Below are 25,106 nucleotides of genomic sequence, written 5' to 3'. Positions count from 1 at the left end.
CCCTTCGGACCTCTACGACGAGAGTAGTCGAGCTGCGCACGCGGCCAAATGGGGAGCGCTACCCATGTGGTTCCGCAGGCCGTCGACCACCCTCATCGCAGCGGCGTCACGGCGCCGCGGGGCCCTCGGGCACGTACGGCATCTGCATCGTGATGGCACGGCCGGCCTGCACGAAGATGCCTCGACCCACCGGGAAGTCCGACCGCTTGACGCGGCCGAAGGGCGTCTTGAAGATGCCCTCGCCGTCGTAGGTGTCGGGCTTGAGCACGATTCCCTGGCGCCCCGACTTCCATTCGCCGAGCACGCCGATGCTTCCGCTGGCGCGGCTGATCTCGGCGTCGGCGATCAGCAGGTGGTCGCTGTTGTTCATCGCCTGCAGCAGCGCGCGCATCGGGCGGTCGGCGGGGCCGTCAGCGAGATGGGTCATGTCTTCGATCACGATCATGATCCGCCCGGCCGGGGCGTCGCTGACGACGAGCTCGGCGAGCTCCGCCGCCAGGTCCTTCGCCTCTTCAGGGCGAGCCGCGCTGCCGGTCCACGGACGGAAGTCGCGCAGCTCGGCCCGGCGGTTGCCGAAGTGGTACATGCGGATGCTGGGATCGAAGCGCTCCATGGCGACGATCAGCGCCCGCAGGGCGTTCGTGCGGCCCGACGACGGCGGACCCGAGATGACGAACGAGCCGATCGGCTCGAACCCGTGCGGGGCCAGGGTGTCGTCGGCCACGCCGAACACGGGCATCCCGTCAACCTGCGCCGGCATGTCGGCGACCGGCACCATCGTCGGCAGCGCGCCGATCTCGGGCAGGTCGCGCACGCCCTGCGCGCGCAGGCGCTCGCCGAGCACGGTGAGCGCCTTGGTCTGCTCGACCACGTTCGTGCTGCCGCCGAGCACACCGATCTGGGCTTCGTGCCCGTCGATGACCGCGCGTCCTGGTCCGGACTGCTCGTCGAGGATGTCGCGCGGGGCGTTGAGCAGCATGTACTGGCTCGGATCGCCCATGCGCAGCACGACGCGTCGCGAGATGTTCGACGCCACGGCGCTGGGCACCGCGTTGCCTCGGTCGGCGGTGATCACGGTGTGCAGACCGAGGGTGCGCCCCTCACCGAGGATGCGCATGAAGATGCGGTAGAACGGCCCGCGTCCCGGAGCCATCTCCCAGTCCTTCTTGAACTCGGGGTAGTTGTCGATCAGCAGCAGGATGCGCGGCATGGCCGGGTCGGCGAGGTCACGGTACTCCTGCACCGATGCGGCACTCGCGGCCGAGAAGGCCGCCGCCCGGCGATCCATCTCGCGGTCGAGCGTGCGCAGCAGACGCTGGATGCGATCGGTGTCGGCGCTGTCGACCACCGACCCCACGTGCGGCAGACCGGCGAGCACACCCAGCGCACCCGATGCGAAGTCGAGGCAGTACACCTGCACGCGGCCGAGCTCGGGTCGCATCCCGGCCGCCGTGGCGATCGTCTTGAGCAGGGTCGACTTACCCGATCCGGACGTGCCGTACACGACCAGCGAGCCGTCGCGGTCCGGCGAGAACACCGCCGTCTCCTGCAGCTGCTTCTCGGGCACGTCCAGCAGCGCCAGCGGGATGCGGGTGTCGCCGTCGTTGGTGAGGTGCCGCAGGTCGACGACGGTCGGCAGGTCGTCCAGCCAGGGCCGTCGGGGCAGCTGCAGCCGGGCGACGTCGGCCGCGCGGATGAGGTTCGTGACGATGCGCTTCTGGTCGTTCGGCCCGAGGTCCTCCTCGTGCGTCTCCGACTCGGCGGGGCGGTCCGACTCCCACTCTCGGGTGGCTCCGAAGCGCAGCTCCGAGACGCGCACCTCCGCCACCGCGGTCTCGTCGTCGCTCGTCCAGCCGCCGGCGTACGCCGATTGGAACGGCACGAGGCGCCCCGGACCGGTCTTCGCGATCGCCCGGCCGGGGATCGACGCGGGGAAGGTCGCGGCGATCTCGTCATCGACGACGTCGCGGGAGTCGGCCTCGTCGGCCATCCGCAGCGCGATGCGCAGGTTGGTGTTCGCGCGCAGGTTGTCCTTGATGACGCCGGCGGGACGCTGGGTCGCCATGATCAGGTGGATGCCGAGGGACCGGCCGCGCTGGGCGATGTCGACGACCCCGTCGACGAAGTCCGGCATCTCGGATGCCAGTGCCGCGAACTCGTCGATGACGAGCACCAGTGCCGGCGGGCACTCCGGATCCTGCCGCTTCTCGAGCTCGAGCAGATCCTTCGCCTTCTTGCGGTTGAGCAGGTGCTCGCGGTACTGCAGCTCGGCGCGCAGGCTCGTCAGCGCTCTGCGCACCAGGTGCGGGCTCAGGTCGGTGACCAGTCCCACGCAGTGCGGCAGCTCGACGCAGTCGGCGAAGGCCGACCCGCCCTTGTAGTCGACGAACAGGAAGGTGACCCGGTCGGGGCTGTGCGCCGCGGCCATGCCGAGCACCCAGGCCTGCAGGAACTCCGATTTTCCGGCACCCGTGGTGCCGCCGACCAGGGCGTGCGGGCCGTGCGTGCGCAGGTCGAGCGCCATCGCGTCACTGGCGCCCTGACCGATGATGGCGCGCAGGGTGCCCGCCTTCTTCAACCGCGGACGCGGATTGCTCGACCGGTCGACGATCGTGTTGTTCTGCCGCCACCGCTCGATGACGACCTGGGGGTCCTCAGCGATGGCCGGGTCGACGAGCTGCAGGAAGTTCACCGAGTTCGGGATGTCGGATGCGTCGTGCACCACGGTGCTGGCATCCACCACGGGGGCGAGGCGGCGCGCGAGCATCTGCATGTACGCGTTCGAGACGCCCTCCACCCGCACGTGCTCGTAGCGCTCCCCGTTGCGCACCAGTCCGACCTCGGCGTCGTCGAGACCGCCGGTGACGTCGATGTAGCTGCGGCACGCGGCGGGCAGCGACTCCACGGTCGGCGAGACGAACACCGCGTGCACACCGTGGTCGGCGCCGCGCTCGAGCACATCGGTGAGCCGTCCGCGATCGACCGGTGCGTCGCCGGTGACGAACACGATCACCGACACCGTCGGAGTCTTCTGGTGCTCGGTCGCGGCGCGCGCGACGTCGGTGCCGTACAGCAGCGGGTTCCAGTCCTCCTTGAAGGGGCCCCTGGGCTCGCCGCCGCCACCGGCGGCCGCGCGCTGCACGTAGTCCTCGAGCATGCTGAGCAGCCCCGCCGAGGTCGGCGCCGAGTCGGCGAGCGCCACATCGCGGAACGGGCTGCGCTCGCTCGACGCGTGCGGCATCCACTTGAGCCAGTCCAGCTCGGGCGTCCACGCCGCGTCCGAGAACGCGACGGTGACGACGTCGTTGGGTGCGTGCAGGCCGAACAGCTGCACGGCGATGCCGCGCATCGCGTCGGCGACCGGCCCCTGCTGGCCCGCGATGCCGATGGAGCCGGCATCGGCCAGCAGGTCGAACACCGGCACGTCGTCGACGAACTCGTAGCGCTCACGCAGCCGGTCGACGCGGTCGATGAACTCCGGCAGCCCTTCGGGCGTCTCCTCATCCTCGATCGTGTTGCGGGCGGTGAGCCGGCAGGTGCCAAGACGCACGCCGAGGAAGTTCCAGTGCTCGGGCCGCCTGGTCCACAGCATGGGGCCGAGCCGCATCGCGTGATCGAAGACCTCGGCGACCGGCGGCGACTCCTCATTGCGCGCCTGCTCCTCAGCGGGCTTGCCGTGAAAGAAGTCCTCTTCGAGCTGCTCGTACTGCCGCTCGAAGAGCACGAACTCGTGATTCGTGCTCTTCTTCTCCTGCACCGACTGGTTGATGATGTTCCCGAACGCCATCAGCGGCGTCATCACGATCATCAGCAGCGAGCGCGGGTTGCCGTTCATCGCGTAAAGCGCCGCTCCCATCAGGATCGGCGCCACCAGGATCGGCCACGGGAACATCTTGCCGATCTTCTCGGTGGGCAGGCGAGGCATCTTGAACCGGGTTCCCGGGTAGCGCACCTCCACCCGCGGCCCGCGGTTGAACATCAGCCCGCCGCCGCGCTCGATGATCGGGTCCTCTGAGGCGGAGCCGTCGAACGAGCGCGCCAGTCGCAGTTCGAGCGTGGTGCCGCCGATCACGAACGGCTCACCCTCCTCGACGCGGACGCGCTGCACCGCGACACCGTCGACGAGCACGCCGTTGGCCGAGTTCAGGTCGACGACCTCGATGTGCGTGCCGACCTCGAGGCGCGCGTGCCGCTTCGACACCATGGGATCGGTCAGCACGACGTCGTTGTCGGCATCGCGCCCGAGGAACACGTGTCCGGCGGAGATGGGGAACTCCTGGCCCGCCGCGGGGCCTGCGGTCGCACGCAGCACGCCGACCACCTCGCTGCGCCCCTCGGCGGAGTAGCCGGGACCGTAGTTGACGATGGAAGCGGCGAAGCCCGATCCGATCGCGGCCTCGCCGATCGGCACGTCGGGGCGCAGCGGAACGAGACGCTCCCCGGTGGGCGGGGCGACGGCGAGGGTCAGCACGTCGCCCTCGGCGACCGGGATGGACCGTGTCGGGTCGGATTCGGCGACGTGACGGGCGACGTCGCCGGCGGTGGCCGTCGAGTCGGTCGTGATCGCGATGTCGACGGGGTCACCGGCCGGGCGATGCAGGGTCAGCTTCAGCCTCATGCGTCTTCCTCAGTTCGTTGCAGGCGTGAGTTCGTGCTCGGCGCAGCGATGGCTGCGGTGTGGCGTGCGGGCACTGTCATCCGCGCATCACGGTGGCGACCCGGTCTCCGAGTCGGATCCGGTCGCCCTCGATGGTGATCACGGGCACGTCGGCGGCCACGCTGTACTCCACACCGGCGCGGACCAGCCCGGAGCCGTTGGTCGAGCGGCAGTCGGTGATCTCGAGCCCGCCCGGCACCGGGCGCACCAGCATGTGGGTCTTCGACAGCGACCGGGTGTCATCGGCCATCGGCACGGGACGTGCGCCGGCGTGCGCGCTCGCGTCGGGGTTGCGTCCCAGCAGCACCGGTGCGCTCACCGGGATGCGCTCGCCGCTGTCGAGCACCAGCACGAGAGCGGCGGACGCCGCCGCCGAAGCGGGCGCCGCGGCGGAGGGCGCGGATGCCGAGGGTGCGGATGCGGGCGGGGCGGATGCTGGAGTGCGGGGCTCCTCCACGTGCACCGCCACCGACGGCGGTTCCGGGGTCTGTTCCGGTGCCTTCGGCGGGACGGCCACCGAGAGCGGCTCGGATGCCGGAGCCGGCGGAGTCGCCTGCGGCGCGTGCTGCGGCGCGGACGGCATGGCTGGCGGCGCAGGTGCGGGCGCCGGGGCATTCGCGTCGGTGGCGAGGCTGCGGTAGCCGCCCAGCACGGGCTTCCCGGCCTCGCTCGGCAGGCCCCGCGCCGGCATCATCGGCTCCGGCCGATCGGATTCCGCACGGCGACGCCCGTCGTGGGGGCGCGCCACCCCGAGCACGCCGGCGCTGACGCGGTTGCCGGGTCGGTACGACGGCTGGGCGCCCGGACCAACGGGTGTCGCGAGCGACGGCAGTTCGGCACGCTCGGCGACGGGCTCGGCGACGACCATCTTGCGGGCGACCCGCATCCGCTTCTCATCGAAGGGGTTCAGTCCCTGCTTGACGTCGACGAGCCAGGTGCCGGTGGCGAGGTCGTGCCAGCCGCGCCGCCGCCTTGCCGGGTCGAAGGCGGGTGAGCTCAGGAACAGCACGGGTCCGATCAGCGGGACGATTCCCGATGCGCCCACGATCAGGAAGCGCAGCAGCACCGCGCCGACCTTCGGGCGCTCGAGTGTGCGCACGTTCACGGTGCGGATGCCGGTGATGTTCTTGCCGAGCGTGACTCCGCGCCGGCCGTGCAGGATCCACTGCACGATGCTGTAGACGAGCGTGAGCACCAGCGTCACGGCCGTCGTGACGATCGCGAGCACGAATCCGGGGTGGTTGACGAGCCCGTACACCGAGATCGTGCCGGTGCCGAACTTCAGCAGCAGCGCCACAGCACCCAGCCAGAACGGCAGCTGCAGCGCCAGCAGCACCGCCATGTCGATGGTCATGGCGAGCGCGCGTCGGCCCAGCGGGGCGGACAGCAGCCCGAGCGCGGCGGCATAGGCGGGATCGGGACGGCCGGCGGCGTCGAGTCCCTCGACCTCCTTCTGCTTGCCGTCGTCGATCTCCCAGATCATGCCCGTCACACGCACTCCCTCACCGACTGCGACGAGCGTCCGTCTGCACGCTTGAGCACGACCTCCACGCACGTCCGCTCGGGGTGCGCCCCCGGGAGTGTGATCTCGGTCTGCTCCGTCTGGTGCGCCTGACCGGGGCCGTCGAGGGTCACCTGATTCCAGATGTACGAATCGCCCTCGGCCTCGTCGGGGTTGCTCCACGAGAAGCTCACCGTCTCGCCGTCGCGCGTGCCGGTCAGGTCGCCGACCGACGGGACGATCGCCGCGACCGGATCCTGCGGCAGGGCCGACTCGCTCGCGGTCGGCTCCGCCTGAGGCACGAGGGCGTCGGTGATGTCGTCGCCGAAGACGAACACGCCCACGAGCAGCACGACCGCGGCGGCTGCGCCGATCACCCAGCCGATCCATCCCCGGCCGCGCGGCGTCGCTCGACCGTCGTGCTCCGCAGGCGGCGCCGAGTGCACGGGTGCGGCAGGTGCGGCAGGTGCGGGCTGCGCGGGCGAGACCACGGCGGGCGGGCGCAGCACGGTGCGCTCGTCATCGACGGGCGCGACCGGGGTGACGGTCTTGGGCCGCACCTGGGTGCGGTCCTGCACCGACGACGCCGCTGGATCGAAGCGCGGCATGTCACCGGGCGTGTGCTCGGGGCGACGAGGCTCGGTCAGCGCCGAGGGTCGCGTCGCGCCCTCGGGGGCGATCGAGGTGACCTCGCGCACCCGCGTGAGGCCGTCGTCGTCGTCGCCGCGCTCTTCGGGGGACGGATGCTCGTCGACGATGTCGATGGGCGTCACCGAGTGCGCCAGCTCGATCTGCACCTTCTGCAGCGCGCGGGCGAAGGCCACTGCGCTGGGGTAGCGGTCGTCGGGGTTCTTCGCCATCGCGCGGGCGAGCACGGTCTGCAGGCTGGCCGGCGAGTCGGGACGACCGAGTGTCGGCACCGCCATGCGCTCGATGCGCTCGATGAGGTCGGCACTGCTGTTGCGCTCACCGGGGCGTTCGAACGGAGAGCGTCCGGCGAGCAGCGTGTAGACCGTCGCGCCGAGCGCGTACACGTCGGTGCGGGGGCCGCTGCGCGGCGGTTCGGCGAACGACTCCGGCGGCGACCACGGGATCGACATGCCGGCAGATTCGGTGACCGCTCCGGTCGTCGAGGCGATGCCGAAGTCGGTGAGCGCCGGACGGTTGTACTCGGTGACGAGGATGTTCGCCGGCTTGATGTCACGGTGCAGCACACCGGCGCGGTGCGCGGTCTCGACCGCACCCGCGACCTGGATGCCCACGCGCAGCGCCTCGGCGACCGAGAACGACTCCTTGCGGGCGCGCGCCTGCAGGTTGGGACGCGGGCAGTACTCCATCACCAGATACGGGCGTCCGTCGCCGGCCACGCCGGCCTGGTAGATGGTGACGATGGCGGGATGGGTCGACAGCATCGCCATCACGTTCGCCTCGTCGGTGAACTCCTGCGCGGCTCCGGTGGTGATGCGATCGGCGAGCAGCACCTTCACCGCCACCCTGCGTCGCGGCATCTCCTGCTCGTACAGGAACACATCGGCGAAGCCGCCCGCGCCCAGCGGCTGCAGGTAGGAGAAGCCCGGCAGCTGGGGTGGTGATGACGGGGGCCTGCTCACGCGAGCCCCTCGAAGGCGACGGTCACACTGTCACCGAGATCCACGACGTCGCCGGTGAGCACGAGGGTGTGCTCGCCGGGGTGCAGGCGCACCGGGTCCGCACCGGGGCGCAGCAGCGTGGAGCCGTTGGTCGTGCGCAGATCGATCACCACGACCGAGTCGCCCTCCGGGCGGATCTCGAGGTGACTGCGCGAGATGTCCTGCTGGGGACTGTCGACGGCGACCAGGTGCGGCATCGACTCGCCGCTGGCGCGCGTCGAACGCGGTCGACGGCCGATGATGACCGTGCGGTCGAGTTCGATGACCTGACCGGTCGACAGGCGCACCACGCCATGCGTGGACTGCGGCGCGTCGGTCGTGGGGATCAGCTCGGTCGGCGCGTCCGGCGCGGCCGGCGCCGGCGCACCGGCCTCGGCGCGCAGCCTGCGCACCTCGGCGAGCGAGATGGTCGCGCCGTCATGGTCGCCCAGCGGCGGCACCGGCGGTGCCGGCGGCAGAGGCGGGACGACCGGCGGCGCCGGCGGCGGAGGGGGGAACGCGGATGCTGAAGACGGCTTGTGCACGGTGTGCTCGAGCGCGGATTCGTGCAGGTCGGACTCGGGCTGTGGGGCAGCCGGCTCATCCTCGGGGCCGGTCGCGTCGACCGGCGGCTGCGCGTCGACCGGCGGCTGCGCGTCAGCATCCGATTCCTCGGAGCCGAACTGATCGGCGGCGTCGGGCGCAGATGCCAGCGTGAGGTCACTCGGGATCAGCGTGTGCAGCGCGGGCGAGGAGTCGGACAGCTCCGCGGGCGTCTCGTCGACCGGCGCCGGCGGCGCCTCGACGGGTGTTGTCGGCGCAGCCGCCGACACGGACGCGTCCGAGGGCGCTTCGCCCGACGGCACTTCACCCGTGCGCAGCGATCCCGCCAGCACGACCCCCGAGCGGATCGGCAGCGCGGCGTCGCCGGAGGGCTCCTCGAGCACGAGTTCGAAGTCCTGCGGATCGACCACGTAGCGTTCGCTCCAGGTGCTGACGTCAGCACCGGAGACCGACTCGGCACCCGACTCGGCGTCGATGCGCACGGTCACCGGTCCGCGCACGGCGAAGCGCACCGCCCCACCGGGCGTGAGCGCCACGGCGAACGAGCCCAGCGTCGCGATCGAGCCGGCGGCGAGCACGTCGATCACATCGGTCAGCGCCGGCGTGCCCTGCCGCAGCATCTGCGTCAGGCGCACGAGCCGGTCGGCGGCGACATCACCGGGGACGGCCACGACACCGCCGTCTTCGACCACGACCTGCCAGCTGCCGGGTCGGTACGAGAACTGATTCATCGAGCCCCTCCATTCAATGCCTCACGAGGGCGGGTTGCATCGTCGACCTCATCCGAGAGGACGACCGCACCCGGCCTCGACGCCACCGCGGTCGCGTCGACCACGATGACGGTGATGTTGTCGCGCCCGCCCGCCTCCACGGCATCGGCGGTGAGCACCGCGGCCGCACGCTGCGGATCGGACTCGTGCGCCAGAACCTCGCGGATGCGCGCATCGGGCACCTCCGAGGTGAGGCCGTCGGAGCACACCAGCATCCGATCGCCGATCTCGGCGGGGAACAGCCAGAAGTCGGCGTCGCCGCTGCTGCCGCCGCCGATCGCCCGCGTGATGATGTTGCGACGCGAATCGGTCATGGCGGTCTCGGGCGTGAGCTCGCCGAGATCGATCAGCTCCTGGATCACCGAGTGGTCGACGGTGATCTGCTCGAGCTCGCCGTCCGCGAAGCGGTACGTGCGCGAGTCGCCGATGTTCATCGCCAGCCAGTACCCCAGTCCGTCGACAGACGAGATCACCACCCCGCTCAGCGTCGTCCCCGCCCGCGAGGCATTGATCGTCTCGAGCTGCTCGACCGCGAGGCGGGCCCGCGCGAGCGCCTGCCGCACGTCGTCGAGGGCCAGTGACTCGCGGCCGATCAGCTCGGTGAACTCGGCGATGACCGCCGCGCTGGCGCGCTCGCCGGCCTCGTGCCCTCCCATGCCGTCGGCGACCAGGAACACCGGCGCCGCGGCGAGATGCGCGTCCTCGTTCAGGCTGCGTCGTCGGCCGGTGTGCGTGTCCGCCCCGGAGCTGGCCAGCAGCGGTGCACTCACGCGAAGCCGCCGATCGTCACGATCCGGTCGCCGATCTCGATGGCGTCGCCGAGACGCACCGGGATGCGCTGCCCCGGAGGGCAGGCGATGCGCACGCCGTCGCGCACGACGACCGTGCCGTTGGTCGACTGACGGTCCATCACCCAGCCGCCGGTCGGCTCGGCGCCGGCCTCGAAATGGGTCTTCGACAGCGACAGGGTCTCGTCGCGCACGGCGATGATGACCGCCCCCGCCTCGGGGTCGGGGTTGCGGCCGAACACGGTGCGTCCCGACACCGACGAGCGCTGCCCATCGTCCCAGGTGAAGACCAGGCGGTGCCCAGGGATGCTGATGCGCGTCGACTCGATGTCATCGTCGCCTCCCGCGGGCGCCGATGTGAGCGGGGCCGATGGCGCCGCGGGCGTAGCCGGTGCGGGCTTAGCCGGTGCGGGCGGAGCCGGTGCGGCCGGTGCGGCTGCCTCGGGCGCGGACGTCGGCTCGGGAGCGGCCGGTGCCGGCGGCGCACTCGGCGCCGGAGGCTGCTGCGTCACACCGGGTACGAACGAGATCAGCGGGTCATCGGGCAGAGCGTCGGTGCGCCGCGGAGAGATGACGGTCTGGTCCGGCAGATCGGCGGGCACCTCCGGTGCGGCGGGCGTGGCCGGCGCGGGCTGACCCGCGGGTGCCGGCGGCGCTGGACGCGGGGGCATCGCCGGAGGCATCGGCGGCCTCGGCGGAACGACCAGCGAGGGCGCCCCGGCGGGGTAGATCGGCGCCGCCGGTGCCGGCTGCGGGAACGACGCACCGGGCACTGCCACGGGCACCGCGGTCGTCGGCGCCGAAGGCGCCGAGATCCGGGCATCCAGCATCACAGCATCCGACGCCTTGTCATGCCAGCCCTGGAAGCGACCCGAGCCGTCGAACAGCGGCGAGAAGTATCCGACGACGATGCTGCCGGCCAGGCCGAAAACCACGTTGCGCAGCAGCGCGCGCCAGAATCCGATGCCCGAGCCGTCCTTCACCGACACCAGACGCAGTCCCTGTGCGCGCATGCCGATCGAACCGGCACCCGACTGCATCAGCGTGTACACCACCAGCCAGGCGATCTCGAGCAGCGCGATGATCGGCATCAGCACCATCACCGCCGCCATCCCGGCGAGCGGATCCGGCGATGCGGCGGCGCCAGTCAGCAGGATGATCGTCACCACCGTGCCCACGATCGGGATGACGCTCGCGATGAGCGCGTCGAGGATGTACGCCACCACCCGGCGTTGGATGGGAGCGACCTCGCCGAAGGGAAGTGTCGTCATCGGGTCTCACTCTCGGGTTTCGTGCTCTTCGAGTCGATGTTGCCAGGTTCGCGGCGCACGCGCGCGGCTGCGGCCGCACGCACCTCTTGCAGCCGTGCCGTCAGCCGGCTGCCGCCGGAGAGGGATCGGATGCTGAGACGCGCCCTCACGCGGGTCCAGAATCCGGCGCTGCTGCGCATACCGCCCACAGCGTCGTCGACCTCCCGCCAGAACGCCTCGACATCCTCAGCCGTCGGCTCGCCCGGTCCGAAGACCTGACTGTCGGCGCGGTCGGCAAGGGCGGTCGCGGCGGGGACGGCGACCGCGGACGCCACCATGGACGCCTCCTCGCCGCGGGTCGCCCCCGGCGTCAGACGGGCGCCGTGATCGATGGCACGGTCGGTCAGCTCGTCCCACCCGCCGCTGATGCGGTCCGATGGAGTGGCCGCGTTGCGGCGGGAACGACGCTTGGCCGCCTTCCACACGCCGATCACGATGAACGGCGAGAGCAGCAGCAGCAGGGTGCCCAGCGAGATGCCCGCGATCGCCAGGATCATCCCGATGATCCCCAGGATGTTCGGGCTGTCGTCCTGCGGCTCACGATCGTCGGGCACCGTCGGCGGAAGGTCGACGGGCTCCTGCGGCGGGGGCGGGGGCTGCAGCACCTGCGGCTTCGGGTCGACCCGCGGCTTGGTGTTCTGGTTCTTCGGCACCTGGTCCTCGGGCGGCGTCGGATCGAACGCCACCCAGCCGATGCCCTCGAAGGGCACCTCGACCCAGGCGTGCACATCGTCGCCGGTGGCCTCGAAGGCACCCCCGGCGTCCTTCTCGTCGGGGTAGTACCCCATCACGACCCGCGCGGGGATGCCGACCTCGCCGGCGGCGAGCGCCATCACCACGGCGTACTGCTCGTCGTCGCCGACCATCTGGTCGCCGCCCAGCAGCGTGCTGATGCGCTCGGCCGTATGACCGGCCCTCGAGAGCACCTCGCCCTCGAGCCCGTGGCTGAAGAACCCGTCCTTCGAGAAGTGCGCCTCCAGTGCGCGCACCTGCTCGATCGGGGTCTCGGCGTCGGTCACCACCTCGGCCGCGATGTTCGCGAGGTCCTCGGGAGCGTACGTCGCGGTATGCGGCTTGACGTTCGCGAACTCGGCGTCCTTCAGCTGCGCGTCGCTCGGCGCCACGGGCACGATCGCCTCGACGGTGTACGTGTCGCCCTTCTCGAGCGCGGCGGTCGCGACGGTGGTGTCGGTGGTGTTGTTCACGTAGGTGCTGCGACGCAGCTGCTCTCCCCGCGAGCCGGTGTAGGTGATCTCGTCGAGGGTCGGCACGCCCGGCACCCAGACACCCGCGTAGTCCTCGATCGTGAAGCGCAGCGTGGTCGGCACGCCCTCGGCCTCTGGCGCCATGTCGGAGCGCAGCGGCGTGAAGGCACTCGACGAACCGGGCCCTCCGTCGGTGACGTTGTAGACCATGCCGTCCCACTCGTCCATGGCGCCGATGCGCACACGAGCGCCCTTGGGCAGTCCTTCGACGGTGAACAGCGTATTGGTCTTGTCGTCGCGCACGTTCTTGCGGAACGACTGCAGCGGACTGGCGTAGTCGCGGATGTCGAACGGCGGGATGATCGCGTCGCGGAACACGTGTCGCGGCTGCGCGGGTGCGGTCGCGGCGCTGAGCCCGACGCCGGCCCCGGCGGCGATGGCGATGATCGCGACCCCGCCGATGAGCCGGCGGGTGCGCATGTGCCTCGCGCGGCTCGGGTCGGCCTCCGACACGTCGACGGCGTTCCGCTGCGGTGCCCACCAGGCCCGCAGCGAGAGCCAGATGACGGTGACGGCGGCGAGCACGAGACCCTGCACGATCGGGAACGCGGGCTGCGGCACACCGAGGGCGATCACCAGCACGAGCGCGCCGACGATCGGGATCAGCGCCCACACCGCGCGCTGAAGTCGCAGGGCGAGCGATGCCGCGGTGACCGACGCGACCAGACTGATCAGGAACGTCACCAGCAGGTGACCGTCCTGCACCGACACCGGCGCGACCGTGGTGAGCAGCTGCTTCCACGAGGTCACGGCGCCGAGGGCGAGACCACGCAGCGTGTCGAGCGTCGGGACGACTCCGGCGATCGTCGTGTACGGCAGCGCGAGCGCGCCGCCGAAGACGAAGTAGGCGGCGATCGTCAGACCGGCGGTGATGAGGATGCCCCAGCGCAGCCACGCACAGACCAGGGCGATCGCGATGCCGAGCAGCAGACCTCCGACGACCGAGATGAGGAAGACCGGGCCGGCGAAGGTCGACCAGAAGCCGATCAGCGCGACGAGCAGCAGCAGGCCGACGGCGACGACGTCGAGCACCCAGCGCCGGATCGGCCGCTCGGAGGGGGATACCGCGGTCATGCGAGAACCTTCTGAAGAGCGAGCGGAAGCTGGTCGAGTGCGCCGACCGTGACGACGTCGGCCTCGGCGATGCGGCGCAGAGCGGGCTGCTCCAGCCCGGACTGCACGACGACGGCCAGCGCCTTCGCCCCGAACGGCAGCCGCGAACACGCCTGTCGCAGATCCTCGGCACGCGTGCTCGAGCCGCACACCAGCACGACGACGCTCGCCAGCGGCATGGTCGCCGCGAGCACGCCGGCGAGGTCGGCGATGCCGCCCTCGCGCGGCTTGGACTGCTCGACCATCGACAGCGCGTCGAGCAGGCGCTTGCCGGTGCCGGATGCCAGTTCGCGGCCCTGCACGCGCACATCGACCCGCTGGGAGTCGCGCAGCGCGCGCAGGCCGATGGAACCGGCGACCGAGATGGCCAGTTCGAATTCCTCTTCCGTGCGGTAATCGGCACGCGAGCGGGAGAGTCCGATCACGAAGTGCGAGCGGCGGGTCTCCTCGAACTGGCGCACCATCATCACGCCGGTGCGCGCCGTGGAGCGCCAGTGAACGTGCCGCAGGTCATCGCCCGGCTGATACTCCAGCAGGGCATGGAACGAGACGTCGTCGCGCGAGAGGTCGGCAGCAGGCAGGCCCTCGAGGTCACGCAGGAAGCCGAGCGACTGACCGCCGAACAGCACGGTCTTCGGGTGCACGAACAGGTCGACGGGGTCATCGCGCCGGTGGGCGCGCTCGAACACGCCGAGCGGATCGCCGCGCACGATGCTGACAGGGCCGACCTTCACGACACCGCGGCGTTGGGTGGGGATCGCGAACAGCTCTTCGGCCTCCTCGCCGGCGGCGAGTCGCTTCACCGAGAAGTCGCCACGGCCCGAGCCGACCGGCAGCACGACGCGCGAGGGCAGGATCGGCCGCGAGTTGCGGTTCGTCAACGTCAGGGCACCGATCGCTCGCTCGCCGACCACCACGCGGGTGCGGGCCAGATCCAGCGACACGTCGTAGGTCGTGCGTCCGATCAGGAACGCCGCGCAGATCAGCAGCACCAGGCCCAGCATCCATGCCGCCATGATCAGCTCGCGCCATCCGAGCAGCGCTCCGGTGATCCAGAACAGCACGGTGAGCGCGAGCAGCGTCCACCCCAGCGGGCGCACTACCGAGGCGATGAGCTTCAGCCGGTGCAGCGCACGTGCGCCGATGAGGGCCGCGACATCGCGCCAGCCCGCCTGCTGCTCCCCCACCCCCGGTGCGGCGATCGTCCCCTGCGACATCAGGCCGCCGTGCGCGCCTGCGGAGCGGCGACACCCTCCAGCACCCGGCCGATGACGGTGTCGGCCGTGGTGCCGGCGAACTCCGCCTCGGGGTCGAGCAGCAGACGGTGCTGCCACACCGGAGCGGCCAGGGCCTTGATGTCGTCGGGCAGCACGTAGTGACGACCGTGCGCCGCGGCCCACACCTTCGCGATGCGCACCATCGCGATGGCACCGCGCACCGAGACGCCCAGCCGGATCGCCGGGTCGTTGCGGGTGGCCTCGGCGAGCTCGGCCGCGTAGCGCAGCACGGCGGACTCGACGTGGACGGTCGCCGCGAGGTCGGCCATGTCGGCGACCGCACCGGTCGTGATGACCGCCGACAGCGCTGCGGAGGGGTTGCGCTGCGAGGCACCGGCGAGGATGCGCTCCGCGACGGCAAGGTCGGGGTACCCGATCGACGTCTTGATCAGGAAGCGGTCGAGCTGCGCCTCGGGCAGCTTGTAGGTGCCGGCCTGCTCGACGGGGTTCTGCGTCGCGATGACGAGGAACGGGCGACCCGCCTCGTGCGTGACACCGTCGACGGTCACCCGCGACTCCTCCATGACCTCCAGCAGCGCCGACTGAGTCTTCGGCGACGCGCGGTTGATCTCATCCGCCAGCACGATCGATGCGAAGATCGGTCCCTTGTGGAACTCGAAGCGGTGCGCCTGCTGGTCGTAGATCGTCACACCGGTGACGTCGGAGGGCAGCAGGTCGGGCGTGAACTGGATGCGCGAGCTGGTGCCCTGCACGGTGGCCGCGAGCGCCTTGGCGAGGCTGGTCTTGCCGGTGCCGGGTGCGTCCTCGAGCAGCACGTGGCCCTCGGCCAGCATGGCCGAGACCACCAGCGCCACCACCTCGCTCTTGCCCTGCAGCGCGTTGTCGACGTTCTCCACGAGGCGGTTGAAGGTTCCCTGGAACCAGGTCGCCTGTTCGGGGGTCATGCTCATGCGTGTTGTTCCTTCATTTTCGTGTCGTGAGAGGGCGGGAGCGCGAAGCGATCTCGAGTCGGCTATTTGAACGTTCCGTACGCGTTGCCCGGGTTGCCGCCGATGATCTTGACGCGCTTGTCGGGGCTGAACCCGTTGTAGCACTGGAGCTGAACGCTGCCGCCGGACGGGATCTGCACCGGGTACCCGGCGTTGTTGCCCGTGTAGTCGCCTCCCGCGTAGCACTCGATGTTGTAGCTGCCCGCCTTGAAGTACTGGTTGGTCACGATCTTCATGCGATGGCATGCGCCACCGCCGACAGCCGAGCATCCGGACACCACCGGCCCGGGTTCCAGCCACGCCTTGGGAGTCGTATCCACCGGCTTCGGATCGGTCGTCGCCGAGCGAGTCGGCGATTCCGGCGAGATGCCGCCCTGCGCCTGTGGCTTGGCAACGGCGCGCGCCTTGATCGAGTGGGTCTTGCTGTACCCGCCCGCGCGGTCGGTGCTGCTGTTCAGGCCGACGTTCTGCCAGCCGCCGCCATCGATGCTGACCTGTACCTGGACGTCGCGGCCGTTGTCTGAATTGCGGCCGTCCCAGGCGAGCCTGATCGTGTCGCCGCCACTCACCTTCGTCGCCGACACGCTGGGTGCGCGCGGCGTGCCGTACGGGTTCGCGCTCGCCGCGGCGGACGCCGCGCCGGCGTACGTCGAGCCGTCGACCGTCGCGACCGCGCGCAGCCTGACCGAGTAGTTGGTTCCGTTGGTCAGGCCGGTGATCGTGCGGCCGTCCCAGTTGCTCTGCCAGCCGCCGCCGTTGAGGCTGTACTGGATGCTGATCTCGCCGGTCTTGGCGCCGTTGCGCGCACCCTGCGTGTACCCGACCTGGATCTCACGATCCTTCGGCGTGGCCGTCACCGCGGTCGGCGGCTCGGGGGCGACGACACCACGACGGGGCGCCGATGCGTCGCTCCAATCGCCCCACCCGGCCTTGTTCTCGGCGCGCACCTTGAAGGTGTAGCCGGTCTCGCTGGTGCTCACGACGACGGCCTGCGAGCGGGCGCTCGGCCCGGCTGAGATCGTGTCCACCAGCGAACCGCCACGGAGCACCTGGATCTGGTAGCCGCGGATCGGGTCGCCGTTGGTGTTCGGCTGCTGCCAGGTGACCTCCATCTGCGCCTGCTTGTCGACCGGCGACAGCTCCTTGGTCGTCGGTGCGGGGGGCGCGAGGGGCGGGCCGGCCGGGATCTCGGCCATCGACCACTGGCTGAAGCTCGAGGGGTCAGGGGCGCGGTTGTGCGCCTGCACGCGCACGGTGTAGTTCGTGCCGTTCTCGAGGCCCTCCCACACCAGCGAGTTGCCGGTCACACCCGTCTTCTCGGCCGACCCCGCCGGCGGAGCCGGCGAGATCTGCAGGGTGTACGACTCCACGGGCGATCCGTTCGAGTTCGGTGTGGTCCACGACACGTCGAGCGACTTGTCGCCGAACACCAGCGTCGGTGCGGCAGGCGTGTCAGGACGCACATCCGGGCGCGCCGGCGGGTTCGACGCCGGCGATGCCGGACCCTCGCCCACGCGGTTGGTCGCGGTCACCTGGAAGGTGTACTCGACGTTGTTCGTCAGGCCGTCGAGCGTGCACGTGGTCGACGTGCAGGTCTTCGTGTACTGACTGCCGCCCACCGAGTTCACCGTGTACTCGGTGATCTCGGCGCCGTTGTTCGCGGGCGGAGACCACGACAGCACGACGGTGCGATCCTGGATGCTCGAGACGGTCGGCTGGCCCGGGGCATCCGGCACGCCCTGCACCATCACCGTCACGCGGCCGTCGACCTGGCGATCGGGATCCTCGGTGGCGTCCTGGATGCGGTAGCGCACAACCATCACGCCGACGAAGTCCGCGGCCGGGGTGATCTCGACCATGTCGCCGGATCGCGTCACCTCACCCTCACCGCTGTCGCGCATGACCGACACGAGTTCCAGCGGCGTCTCAGGGAACGGGTTGATGTCGTTGTCGAGCACGGGAACCGTGATGGTCTCGCCCTGATCGGCCTGCTCGACGGTGTCGGGGCTGGCGACCGGAAGACTGCGCGTCGACGCCGTCACCGTGACCGTGACGCGTCCCTGCACGGGGTCGGTCGTGCCGTCCTCGATGCGCAGGTCGACCATGGTGCTGTCGCCCTTGCGCGCGTTCGATTCGGCCTCGACCAGAAGCGTCGTGCCCTCGATGCGCGCCGATACGCCCTTGCCCGGCTCACCCGTGATGGTGAACCGGATGTTGTCGGCGTCCTCCGGATCGGGATCCGTGGTCAGCGCCGCGAGATCGAGCGACGTGGCGTCCTCACCGGGCGCGACGTCCATCTGCCCGTCGACGAATGCCGGGGGCTGATTCTCGGGAGGCAGCACCTCGATCGGTATCGTCAGCGTCGACTTGCGTCCCTCCGGGTCGTCGGGCCCCGTGCCGTCGGTCACCTCGAAGGTCAGCGCATCCGGTCCGAAGTAGCGATCCTCCGAGGTGTAGACCAGCGTCTGCGCATCCTTGATCAGATCCGCGCCGTTTGCGTGGACGGCACTCACCTTCGCCGCCTCGGTGATGCGCACCTCGCCACCGCCGGCCACCGTCACGTACTCCGAGAGCGGCAGCTCCTTCGTCTCGCCGCTCTTGACCCGCACCGGCTTCGTCGTGCGCAGCATCGGGCTCAGTTCCTTCACAGCGGGCACGAAGATGAATGCCGACGAGGTGAGTCCGTCCTGATCGGTGACCGTGTAGCGGATCAGCTGCCGCTTCTCGCCGACGGTCACCCGAGCCTTGCCGTCGGCGAGCAGCGTCGCCCCATCCTCGACGTCGATGGTGAGTCCCTCGGTGGTCCCATCGGGGTCCTCGTCGTTCGCGATGATGTCGAGGTCGACGCTCAGCGTGTCCTTGATGTCCGACACCAGCACCCGGTCGTCGCGGGCGATCGGCGTCAGCAGGGGCACGTCCTCGTCGACGGTCACCAGCACCGGTGCTGTCGCCTCTGCACCGCGAGCGTCGCGGATGGTGTACTGCAGCGAGGACTCCAGCTCGCGGTCGGGAACCTCGATGACGACGCGATCGCCGGAGACTTCGGCGTCGAGCCCGTCGACGTCGGGGCGCTCGATCCCCTCCGTCACCAGAGCGATCTCGTCACCGTCCGGATCGGAGTCGTTGGCGAGCACCGGAACGGCGACCGAGCGGCCGGGGCGGACCACCACGGCATCCTTCACGGCGTACGGTGACTGATTGGCCGTCTCGGGCGGGGCGATGCCGACGCGGATCGACGCCGTGCCCTCCTTGCCGAGACGGTCGCGCACCTTGTAGGTGAACGCGTCGACCCCGGTGGCGTCGTCGAACGCCTCGTACACGAGGTAGTCCTGAGCGATCTCCGCGACGCGTCCCTTCGAGGGCGCGGTCGCCAGTCCCAGCAGCTCGACCGAGTCTCCGTCGGCGTCGATGCCGTGGAGCGGGATCGCGATGTTGGCGGAGGTGCCGCTCACGGCGCGCGCCGTGAGATCACGGGGGTTCGGCGCGGCGTTGCGATCCTTATCGATCGGCAGGATCTGCACCGTGACGTACCCGGCGTCCTTCTGCCCCAGCGAGTCGACGACCTCGTACGTGATGTACGCGGTGCCCGGTTCCGATCCGGCGCGGAACCGCACGGTGTCCTGCGACACGAACGCCTCACCGACCTCGGGGTCGACGAGCGGCTCGATGAGGTCTGGGGCGACGCGCATGGCGTCGTCGTTCGGGTGCGTGTCGTTGTCGAGCACGGGGATGGTCACGACGTCACCGACGCGGACGACCGCCTCGTCATCGTTCGCGACCGGAGGAAGGAGCTTGGATGCTGCCGGGATGGGCACCACGATCACATCGCCCTCGGCGCTGTGCGTGCCGTTCGAGATCCGGTAGCGGATGCGCACCTGCGCGTCCAGAGCGCCCTGATCGGTGATGCGCAGCGTCTCGTGGTTGAGCACCGACACCGAGATGCCGCTGTGCGGCGGCACTGTGACGGATTGCACCACCAGCACGCCGCCCGCCGGGTCGCTGTCGTTGGCGAGCACGCCGACCAGTGCCTCCTTGCCGCTGGGCAGCAGGGCCACATCGCGCACGGCGACCGGGGGCTGGTCGGTCTGGGTCTCGTCGAGCACGTCCACGCGCACGATGCCGATCGCGCTCTTCGCGCCGGCCGAGGCGAGATACTGCACGTAGTACACGCCCGACGAGGCAGCCTGGAAGGTGAACTGCTTGTTCGGATAGTCGGGGGTCAGCTCCGCGCCCTCGACAGCGTCGACGTTGGTCAACCGCAGCTGCTCGCGCCCCGCGGTGGAGTCGTTGGCGAGCGGTGACACGGTCACGGGCTCGTTCACCCGCGTGACCACGTGATCGGCGTTGGTGCGGGGATCCATCGAGCCCTGCGGCTTGACCGTGATGTAGATGGAGCTGGTCGCCACCTCGCCGAGCGAGTCCGCGACCACCAATTCGATCTTCTTCCGTCCCTGCAGGCTGGCCACCGCGCGGTAGGTGATCTGCCCGTCGGTGGTGAAATCGACCTCGTCGCCGGCCGCCGGGGTCACCGACTGCAGGTAGATGTCGTCACCATCGGGATCGATCCAGTCGGGCAGGATGTTGTACGACACCGTGCCGCCCGACTCCACGGCCAGCTTCGTCACACGCTTGGGCTTCGGAGCGCTATTGGTGTCCCAGTCGTGCACGTCGACCGTGATCTCCGCCGTGTCGGAGCCGCCACGGCCGTCGTCGACCTCGTACCGGAAGGTCGCCGATCCCTTGGCATCCTCCTCGGTCATGATCTGCAGCGCGCCCCCGTTGAGGACGGGCTGCACGTCGCCCACCTTGGGCTGGCGGTCCGCCAGCGCAGCGACCAGCACGTCGCCGTCGGGGTCGTTGTCGTTGTCGACCGCGGGCAGCATGGTGGTGCCGCCGGGGCGCACGCCGAAGCGGTCGTCCTCGGCCGTCGGCGGGGTGTTCTTCTCGGTGCGCTCGGGCAGGGTCGTCTCGACCGTCTCCTCGGAGGTGTTCTCCTCGTCCTCCTCGTTGCCCTCGGGCGGCGTCAGCACGCTCCAGTCGTCGACCTGCTTCAGGCTCTCATCGGCCATCCAGGCGGCTCCCGTGAGCACGTCGTTCAGCACGATCACGTCGCGGTTCACGCGGAACGTCAGCTGCTGGGCGTTCTCCGCACCCGGGATCTGCTCGTTGACGTCGGCGGACTCACCGGCGCAATCGCGCACGAAGCGCGCCGATCCGGCCCACGCCCCGTAGGTGCAGCCGCGCAGCGAAACCGGCGTCGCCGGGTTGCCCTGGCCGTTGGTCGTGACCTCCTGCACCTCACCGCCGTCGAGCGGCACGTGCACGAGGTGCGAGGTGGTGGCCAGCGTGACAGCATCCGCCTGTGCCGACGGGTACTGCAGCACCGCCGACTGGGCATCGGCGATCTCGGTGCGGAACCCACCCGGGGTCTGCACGACACCGCTCGCCGGGTCCAGCACGACCGGGGTCTCCCCCACGGCCGTGATCGTCGGCTCGGCACCCTTGCCGAGCTCCTCCAGCGACGACTCCGACGTGCTGATCTCGCCCTGGGCATCGAACCGCGCGGTGAGCACCTCGCTGCGCTCGGCCGACACGGCGTACACCGTGCCGTCGCGCCCGACCGTGGCATCCGCGTTCTTGCCGAGCTTGGCAAGCACGTCCGTCGCCTTCGGATCGAAACCCGACAGCTCGCTGACCGGGGTCATCCACAGGAATCCGGAGGCGCGATCGAGGATCGCCGTGGTGGTGCCGCCCAGCGTCACCTTCGCGTCACCGGGGATCGGTGCCGAGTCCGTCATCGTGACCGTCGCGGGATCGACCGCCGTCACCGTGTCGTTGCCGCCGTCGACGACCAGCACGTTCGCCTCGTCCTGCTGGATGTCGAAGTCCTCGCCGCTGGTGCGCAGACCGCCGTCGATCACCGTCGACGCGTTGTTGAAGTGCCCCACCAGCAGGCTCGACGACTTCGTCAGCCAGACGCCGGCGTCGTTGAGGTCGACCTTCGTCGTCGGCAGCCCGTCGTAGGCCACGGCCATGCCCGTGAGCGCCACGGCACCGATCACGACTCCGGCAGCGGATCCGAGCGTCTTGGGGTGCCTGCGCATCCAGGTCATCGCTCGCATGCGTGATCTCCTCCGGCAGTCGTCGTCAGTGCAGTTTGCGCAAGAAGGCGACGTCGTCGAATGCTCCTTACCGGTTCCCCCCGGGTCGCGCATGCACGACTCGCCGGGGTAATACTACCTGCGTTGGTATACCGGGTCCTGTCCGCAGCATGGGGAGAGGTGCCCATGCTGCGCTCAGCCGTCGACGCGAGCCCGCCAGCATCCCGCCAAATGATCGTCGACCATTCCGGTCGACTGCATGAGGGCGTACATCGTCGTCGGCCCGACGAAGCGGAAACCGCGCTCGCGCAGCGCCTTGCTCAGGGCGGTCGACTCCGCCGTGACCGCGGGGACGTCGCCCAGCTCCCGTGGGCGAGGGCGATCGGATGCCCGTGCCCCGGCCGACCCCGGCGCGAACGACCACATCAGCCCGTCCAGCTCGCCGTCGGCCATCGCGTGGACCAGCGCGGCGTTCGAGATGGTGGCCTCGATCTTCGCGCGGTTGCGGATGATCCCGGCATCCGACATCAGCCGTTCGACGTCGTCGGCGCCGAACGCGGCGACGATCGCGGGATCGAAGCCGGCGAACACCTCGCGGAAGCGCGGGCGCTTGCGCAGGATCGTGATCCAGCTCAGCCCGGCTTGGAAGCCCTCGAGCGCCATCTTCTCGAACAGTGCACGGTCGCCGCGCAGCGGCACGCCCCACTCCTCGTCGTGGTAACGGCGGTACTCGCCGTCGTCGCCGACCCATGCGCAGCGCGTCAGTTCGTCGGGTCCGGTGCGCAGCGAGGTCATGGCTTCACGGTAGCGCGACCCGCCGACGCCCCCTCGCAGCGTCGGCGCCCCTCCGCAGCGCCGGCGCCCCTCCGCAGCGCCGACGCCCCCTCGCAGCGTCGGCGCCCCTCCGCAGCGACGCGGCTACGAGGGGGCGCCGACGACAGAAGGGGGCCTCGGCGTCAGGCGCGCTTCTTCTTCTCGCGCAGCGCCTTCCCTTCGTCTCGCTTCGCTCGCTCAGGACGGCGTTCCGACACGGGCGCCTGGCCCGATGCCTCGAGGTCGGCGTAGTATGCGCGCGCCTCGTCCTGACGCTGCTGCTCGGCGCCGCTCGCGATGGGTGCGCGCACGTGCTCGGGCTCCCAGCCGAAGGCGGCCACCAGGTCGAGTGCGTGCGGACGCAGTCGCTGGCAGAGGCGGTCGATGTAGCGGGAGACGGATGCCGCGCGCTGAGCCGACAGGCGACCGTTGATCAGGTACCAGGCGAGGTGCTTCTCGATCAGGTGCAGACCGAACAGGTCGCGAAGCCAGGTGAGCACCTGCTTCGTCCCCTCGTGCTCGACGGTGTTCACGGCATCGGTGAACGCCTCCCACTGCAGCAGCTCACCGTGCGCACGGGCGGCCTCGATCAGCTCGGCCTGATTCTCGTTGAACAGCTGCTCGCCGAGCACCTTGTCCTTGCCGGCGGGACGCAGACGCCCCGCGATGTCGGCGACCATCTGCTCCACGCGGTCGGCCAGCAGCTCGTGCTGCTGCTCCTCGCGCAGCCCGTACTCGACCGAACGGGCCGTCGAGCCGAGGTCGGCGACCGCCTGACCGAACTGCCGCAGGCCCGCACCGTGGAAGACCTTGCCGGCGGTCTGCAGGGCGGCATAGCGTGCGAGGGCCGCGGCATCCTTGTCCTTGAACTGCGCGGCGAAGTCGGTGAGCAGGCGCTTGCCGACCAGCTGCAGCAGCACGTTGTTGTCGCCCTCGAACGTGACGTAGATGTCGAGGTCCTGCCGCATCCCGACGAGACGGTTCTCGAACATGAAGCCGGCGCCGCCGCACGCCTCGCGTGCCTCCTGCAGAGTATCGAGCGCGTGCCAGGTCGACAGCGGCTTGAGGGCCGCCGCAAGGGTCTCGAGGTCCTCACGGTCTTCTGGGGTGTCGGTGCGCCCCGAGAACACACCGTCGAACTTCTGCAGGAACTCATCGTGCGCGAACAGCTGCGCATAGGTCGTGGCCAGGCGCGGCAGCAGGCGGCGCTGGTGCTTGCCGTAGTCGAGAAGCACCTTCTCCTGCCCGTCAGCGCCGTCGAACTGACGGCGCTGGGTGCCGTAGGTGATCGCGATGTGCAGACCGAGGGCGGATGCCCAGCTCGAGGCGCCGTCGAGTGAGACGCGTCCCTGCACCAGAGTGCCGAGCATCGTGAAGAACCGGCGGCCGGGGCTGTCGATCGAACTGGTGTACGTGCCGTCCGCAGCGACATCACCGTACTTGTTGAGCAGATTGGTGCGCGGGATGCGCACCTGGTCGAAGGCGAGACGGCCGTTGTCGATGCCGTTCAGTCCGCCCTTGAGCCCGTCATCCTCTCGGGTGATGCCCGGCAGGTCGTTGCCGTCCTCGCCGCGCAGCGGCACGTAGAAGCAGTGCACGCCGTGATTCACGCCATTGGTGATCAGCTGCGCGAAGACCGTGGCCGCGATGCCGTGCAGTGCGGCGTTGCCGAGATACTCCTTGGTCGCGGCGCGGAACGGCGTGTGGATGACGAACTCCTGGGCATCCGGGTCGTAGGTGGCGGTGGTGCCGAGCGCGGCGACGTCGGAGCCGTGCCCGATCTCGGTCATCGCGAACGCCCCGGGAATGTCGAGGTTCATGATGCCCGGCAGCCATCTCTCGTGGTGCTCGGCCGTGCCCAGCTGCAGCACCGCCGAACCGAACAGCCCCCACTGCACACCCGCCTTGATCTGCAGGCTCGGGTCGGCGGCCACCATCTCCTCGAACCCGGCGACGTTGCCGCCGTTGTCCTCTTCGCCGCCGAACGCCTTCGGGAAAGCCCGGTGCACGGCCCCGTTCTGCACCAGCAGGTGCAGCTGCGAGAGCACGCGCTCGCGGTGCGCGTCCTTGCCCAGGCTGTCGTCGCGCCAGAACGCGGAGTCCTTGATCAGCGCCCGCGACTGGCGACGGATGTCAGCCCACGTGCCGAGCAGCAGATCGTTGACGCGCTGCACGTCGATGGCCGGCTCGGGCTCGCTCGAGGTGGCTGCGGGACGGACGGCGGCGTCGACCATGACGGTTCCTCTCGGTTGACGATGGGGATGCCTCAACGGTAGATCTCCGACAAGGAGCGGCGAAGCTTCGTGTAGACCTCACACAACACCATCCGTCGCCGCCGCCGTCCGCGCTTGTCACCTCACGACAGAAAC

Annotated in this window: 12 protein-coding genes; all 12 read right to left on the bottom strand. The window is 70.2% G+C overall.

All coding sequences use genetic code 11. The annotated features are described in order from the left end of the window. Positions 1–106: 106 nt before the first annotated feature. Positions 107–4,618 carry an FtsK/SpoIIIE domain-containing protein gene (locus WDU99_RS14570; protein WP_337333184.1) on the bottom strand — a complete coding sequence of 1,504 codons (4,512 nt, stop codon included), beginning with the start codon at positions 4,616–4,618 and terminating at the stop codon, positions 107–109. 76 nt (positions 4,619–4,694) lie between these two features. Next, positions 4,695–6,140 carry an RDD family protein gene (locus tag WDU99_RS14565; protein WP_337333187.1) on the bottom strand — a complete coding sequence of 482 codons (1,446 nt, stop codon included), beginning with the start codon at positions 6,138–6,140 and terminating at the stop codon, positions 4,695–4,697. 5 nt (positions 6,141–6,145) lie between these two features. Then, positions 6,146–7,768, bottom strand: coding sequence for a serine/threonine-protein kinase (locus WDU99_RS14560; protein WP_337333183.1), 1,623 nt, complete (start codon positions 7,766–7,768; stop codon positions 6,146–6,148). Further along, positions 7,765–9,081 (bottom strand): FHA domain-containing protein, encoded by a 1,317-nt coding sequence (locus tag WDU99_RS14555; protein ID WP_337333182.1) that lies wholly within the window; start codon positions 9,079–9,081, stop codon positions 7,765–7,767. Before WDU99_RS14555 ends, WDU99_RS14560 begins: the two co-directional genes overlap by 4 nt. Continuing rightward, positions 9,078–9,890 (bottom strand): PP2C family protein-serine/threonine phosphatase, encoded by an 813-nt coding sequence (locus tag WDU99_RS14550; protein WP_337333181.1) that lies wholly within the window; start codon positions 9,888–9,890, stop codon positions 9,078–9,080. Before WDU99_RS14550 ends, WDU99_RS14555 begins: the two co-directional genes overlap by 4 nt. After that, the gene (locus tag WDU99_RS14545) at positions 9,887–11,179 is read right to left on the bottom strand and encodes an RDD family protein (RefSeq protein ID WP_337333180.1); all 1,293 of its coding nucleotides are present in this window, start codon (positions 11,177–11,179) and stop codon (positions 9,887–9,889) included. The genes WDU99_RS14550 and WDU99_RS14545 overlap by 4 nt, the downstream gene beginning before the upstream one ends. Further along, positions 11,176–13,557, bottom strand: coding sequence for a transglutaminaseTgpA domain-containing protein (locus tag WDU99_RS14540; protein WP_337333179.1), 2,382 nt, complete (start codon positions 13,555–13,557; stop codon positions 11,176–11,178). The genes WDU99_RS14545 and WDU99_RS14540 overlap by 4 nt, the downstream gene beginning before the upstream one ends. After that, the gene (locus WDU99_RS14535; protein WP_337333178.1) at positions 13,554–14,813 is read right to left on the bottom strand and encodes a DUF58 domain-containing protein; all 1,260 of its coding nucleotides are present in this window, start codon (positions 14,811–14,813) and stop codon (positions 13,554–13,556) included. Before WDU99_RS14535 ends, WDU99_RS14540 begins: the two co-directional genes overlap by 4 nt. Then, entirely contained in the window at positions 14,813–15,784 is a 972-nt protein-coding gene (locus WDU99_RS14530) for an AAA family ATPase (RefSeq protein WP_337333177.1), read from the bottom strand. The genes WDU99_RS14535 and WDU99_RS14530 overlap by 1 nt, the downstream gene beginning before the upstream one ends. 62 nt (positions 15,785–15,846) lie before the next feature. Beyond that, positions 15,847–21,945, bottom strand: a complete 6,099-nt coding sequence (locus WDU99_RS14525) for an Ig-like domain-containing protein (RefSeq protein WP_337333176.1) — start codon at positions 21,943–21,945, stop codon at positions 15,847–15,849. 174 nt (positions 21,946–22,119) lie between these two features. Further along, positions 22,120–22,719: a DNA-3-methyladenine glycosylase I gene (locus tag WDU99_RS14520; protein WP_337333175.1), complete on the bottom strand. Its 600-nt coding sequence runs from the start codon at positions 22,717–22,719 to the stop codon at positions 22,120–22,122. A 161-nt stretch (positions 22,720–22,880) separates the two neighbouring features. Beyond that, entirely contained in the window at positions 22,881–24,971 is a 2,091-nt protein-coding gene (locus WDU99_RS14515) for an acyl-CoA dehydrogenase family protein (protein WP_337333174.1), read from the bottom strand. Between the last annotated feature and the right edge of the window lie 135 nt (positions 24,972–25,106).

It is taken from the genome of Microbacterium bandirmense (assembly GCF_037204185.1).
GTDB lineage: Bacteria > Actinomycetota > Actinomycetes > Actinomycetales > Microbacteriaceae > Microbacterium > Microbacterium bandirmense.
Note: the sequence above shows the minus strand (reverse complement) of the source record. Positions and strands in the feature narration are given on the sequence as shown.

Excerpts from the sequence above, each read along its gene's own strand:
- WDU99_RS14565 (WP_337333187.1), bottom strand. The coding sequence starts at position 6,140 with ATGATCTGGGAGATCGACGACGGCAAGCAGAAGGAGGTCGAGGGACTC.
- WDU99_RS14520 (WP_337333175.1), bottom strand. The coding sequence starts at position 22,719 with ATGACCTCGCTGCGCACCGGACCCGACGAACTGACGCGCTGCGCATGG.
- WDU99_RS14525 (WP_337333176.1), bottom strand. The coding sequence starts at position 21,945 with ATGCGAGCGATGACCTGGATGCGCAGGCACCCCAAGACGCTCGGATCC.
- WDU99_RS14535 (WP_337333178.1), bottom strand. The coding sequence starts at position 14,813 with ATGTCGCAGGGGACGATCGCCGCACCGGGGGTGGGGGAGCAGCAGGCG.
- WDU99_RS14545 (WP_337333180.1), bottom strand. The coding sequence starts at position 11,179 with ATGACGACACTTCCCTTCGGCGAGGTCGCTCCCATCCAACGCCGGGTG.
- WDU99_RS14515 (WP_337333174.1), bottom strand. The coding sequence starts at position 24,971 with ATGGTCGACGCCGCCGTCCGTCCCGCAGCCACCTCGAGCGAGCCCGAG.
- WDU99_RS14570 (WP_337333184.1), bottom strand. The coding sequence starts at position 4,618 with ATGAGGCTGAAGCTGACCCTGCATCGCCCGGCCGGTGACCCCGTCGAC.
- WDU99_RS14555 (WP_337333182.1), bottom strand. The coding sequence starts at position 9,081 with ATGAATCAGTTCTCGTACCGACCCGGCAGCTGGCAGGTCGTGGTCGAA.
- WDU99_RS14530 (WP_337333177.1), bottom strand. The coding sequence starts at position 15,784 with ATGAGCATGACCCCCGAACAGGCGACCTGGTTCCAGGGAACCTTCAAC.
- WDU99_RS14540 (WP_337333179.1), bottom strand. The coding sequence starts at position 13,557 with ATGACCGCGGTATCCCCCTCCGAGCGGCCGATCCGGCGCTGGGTGCTC.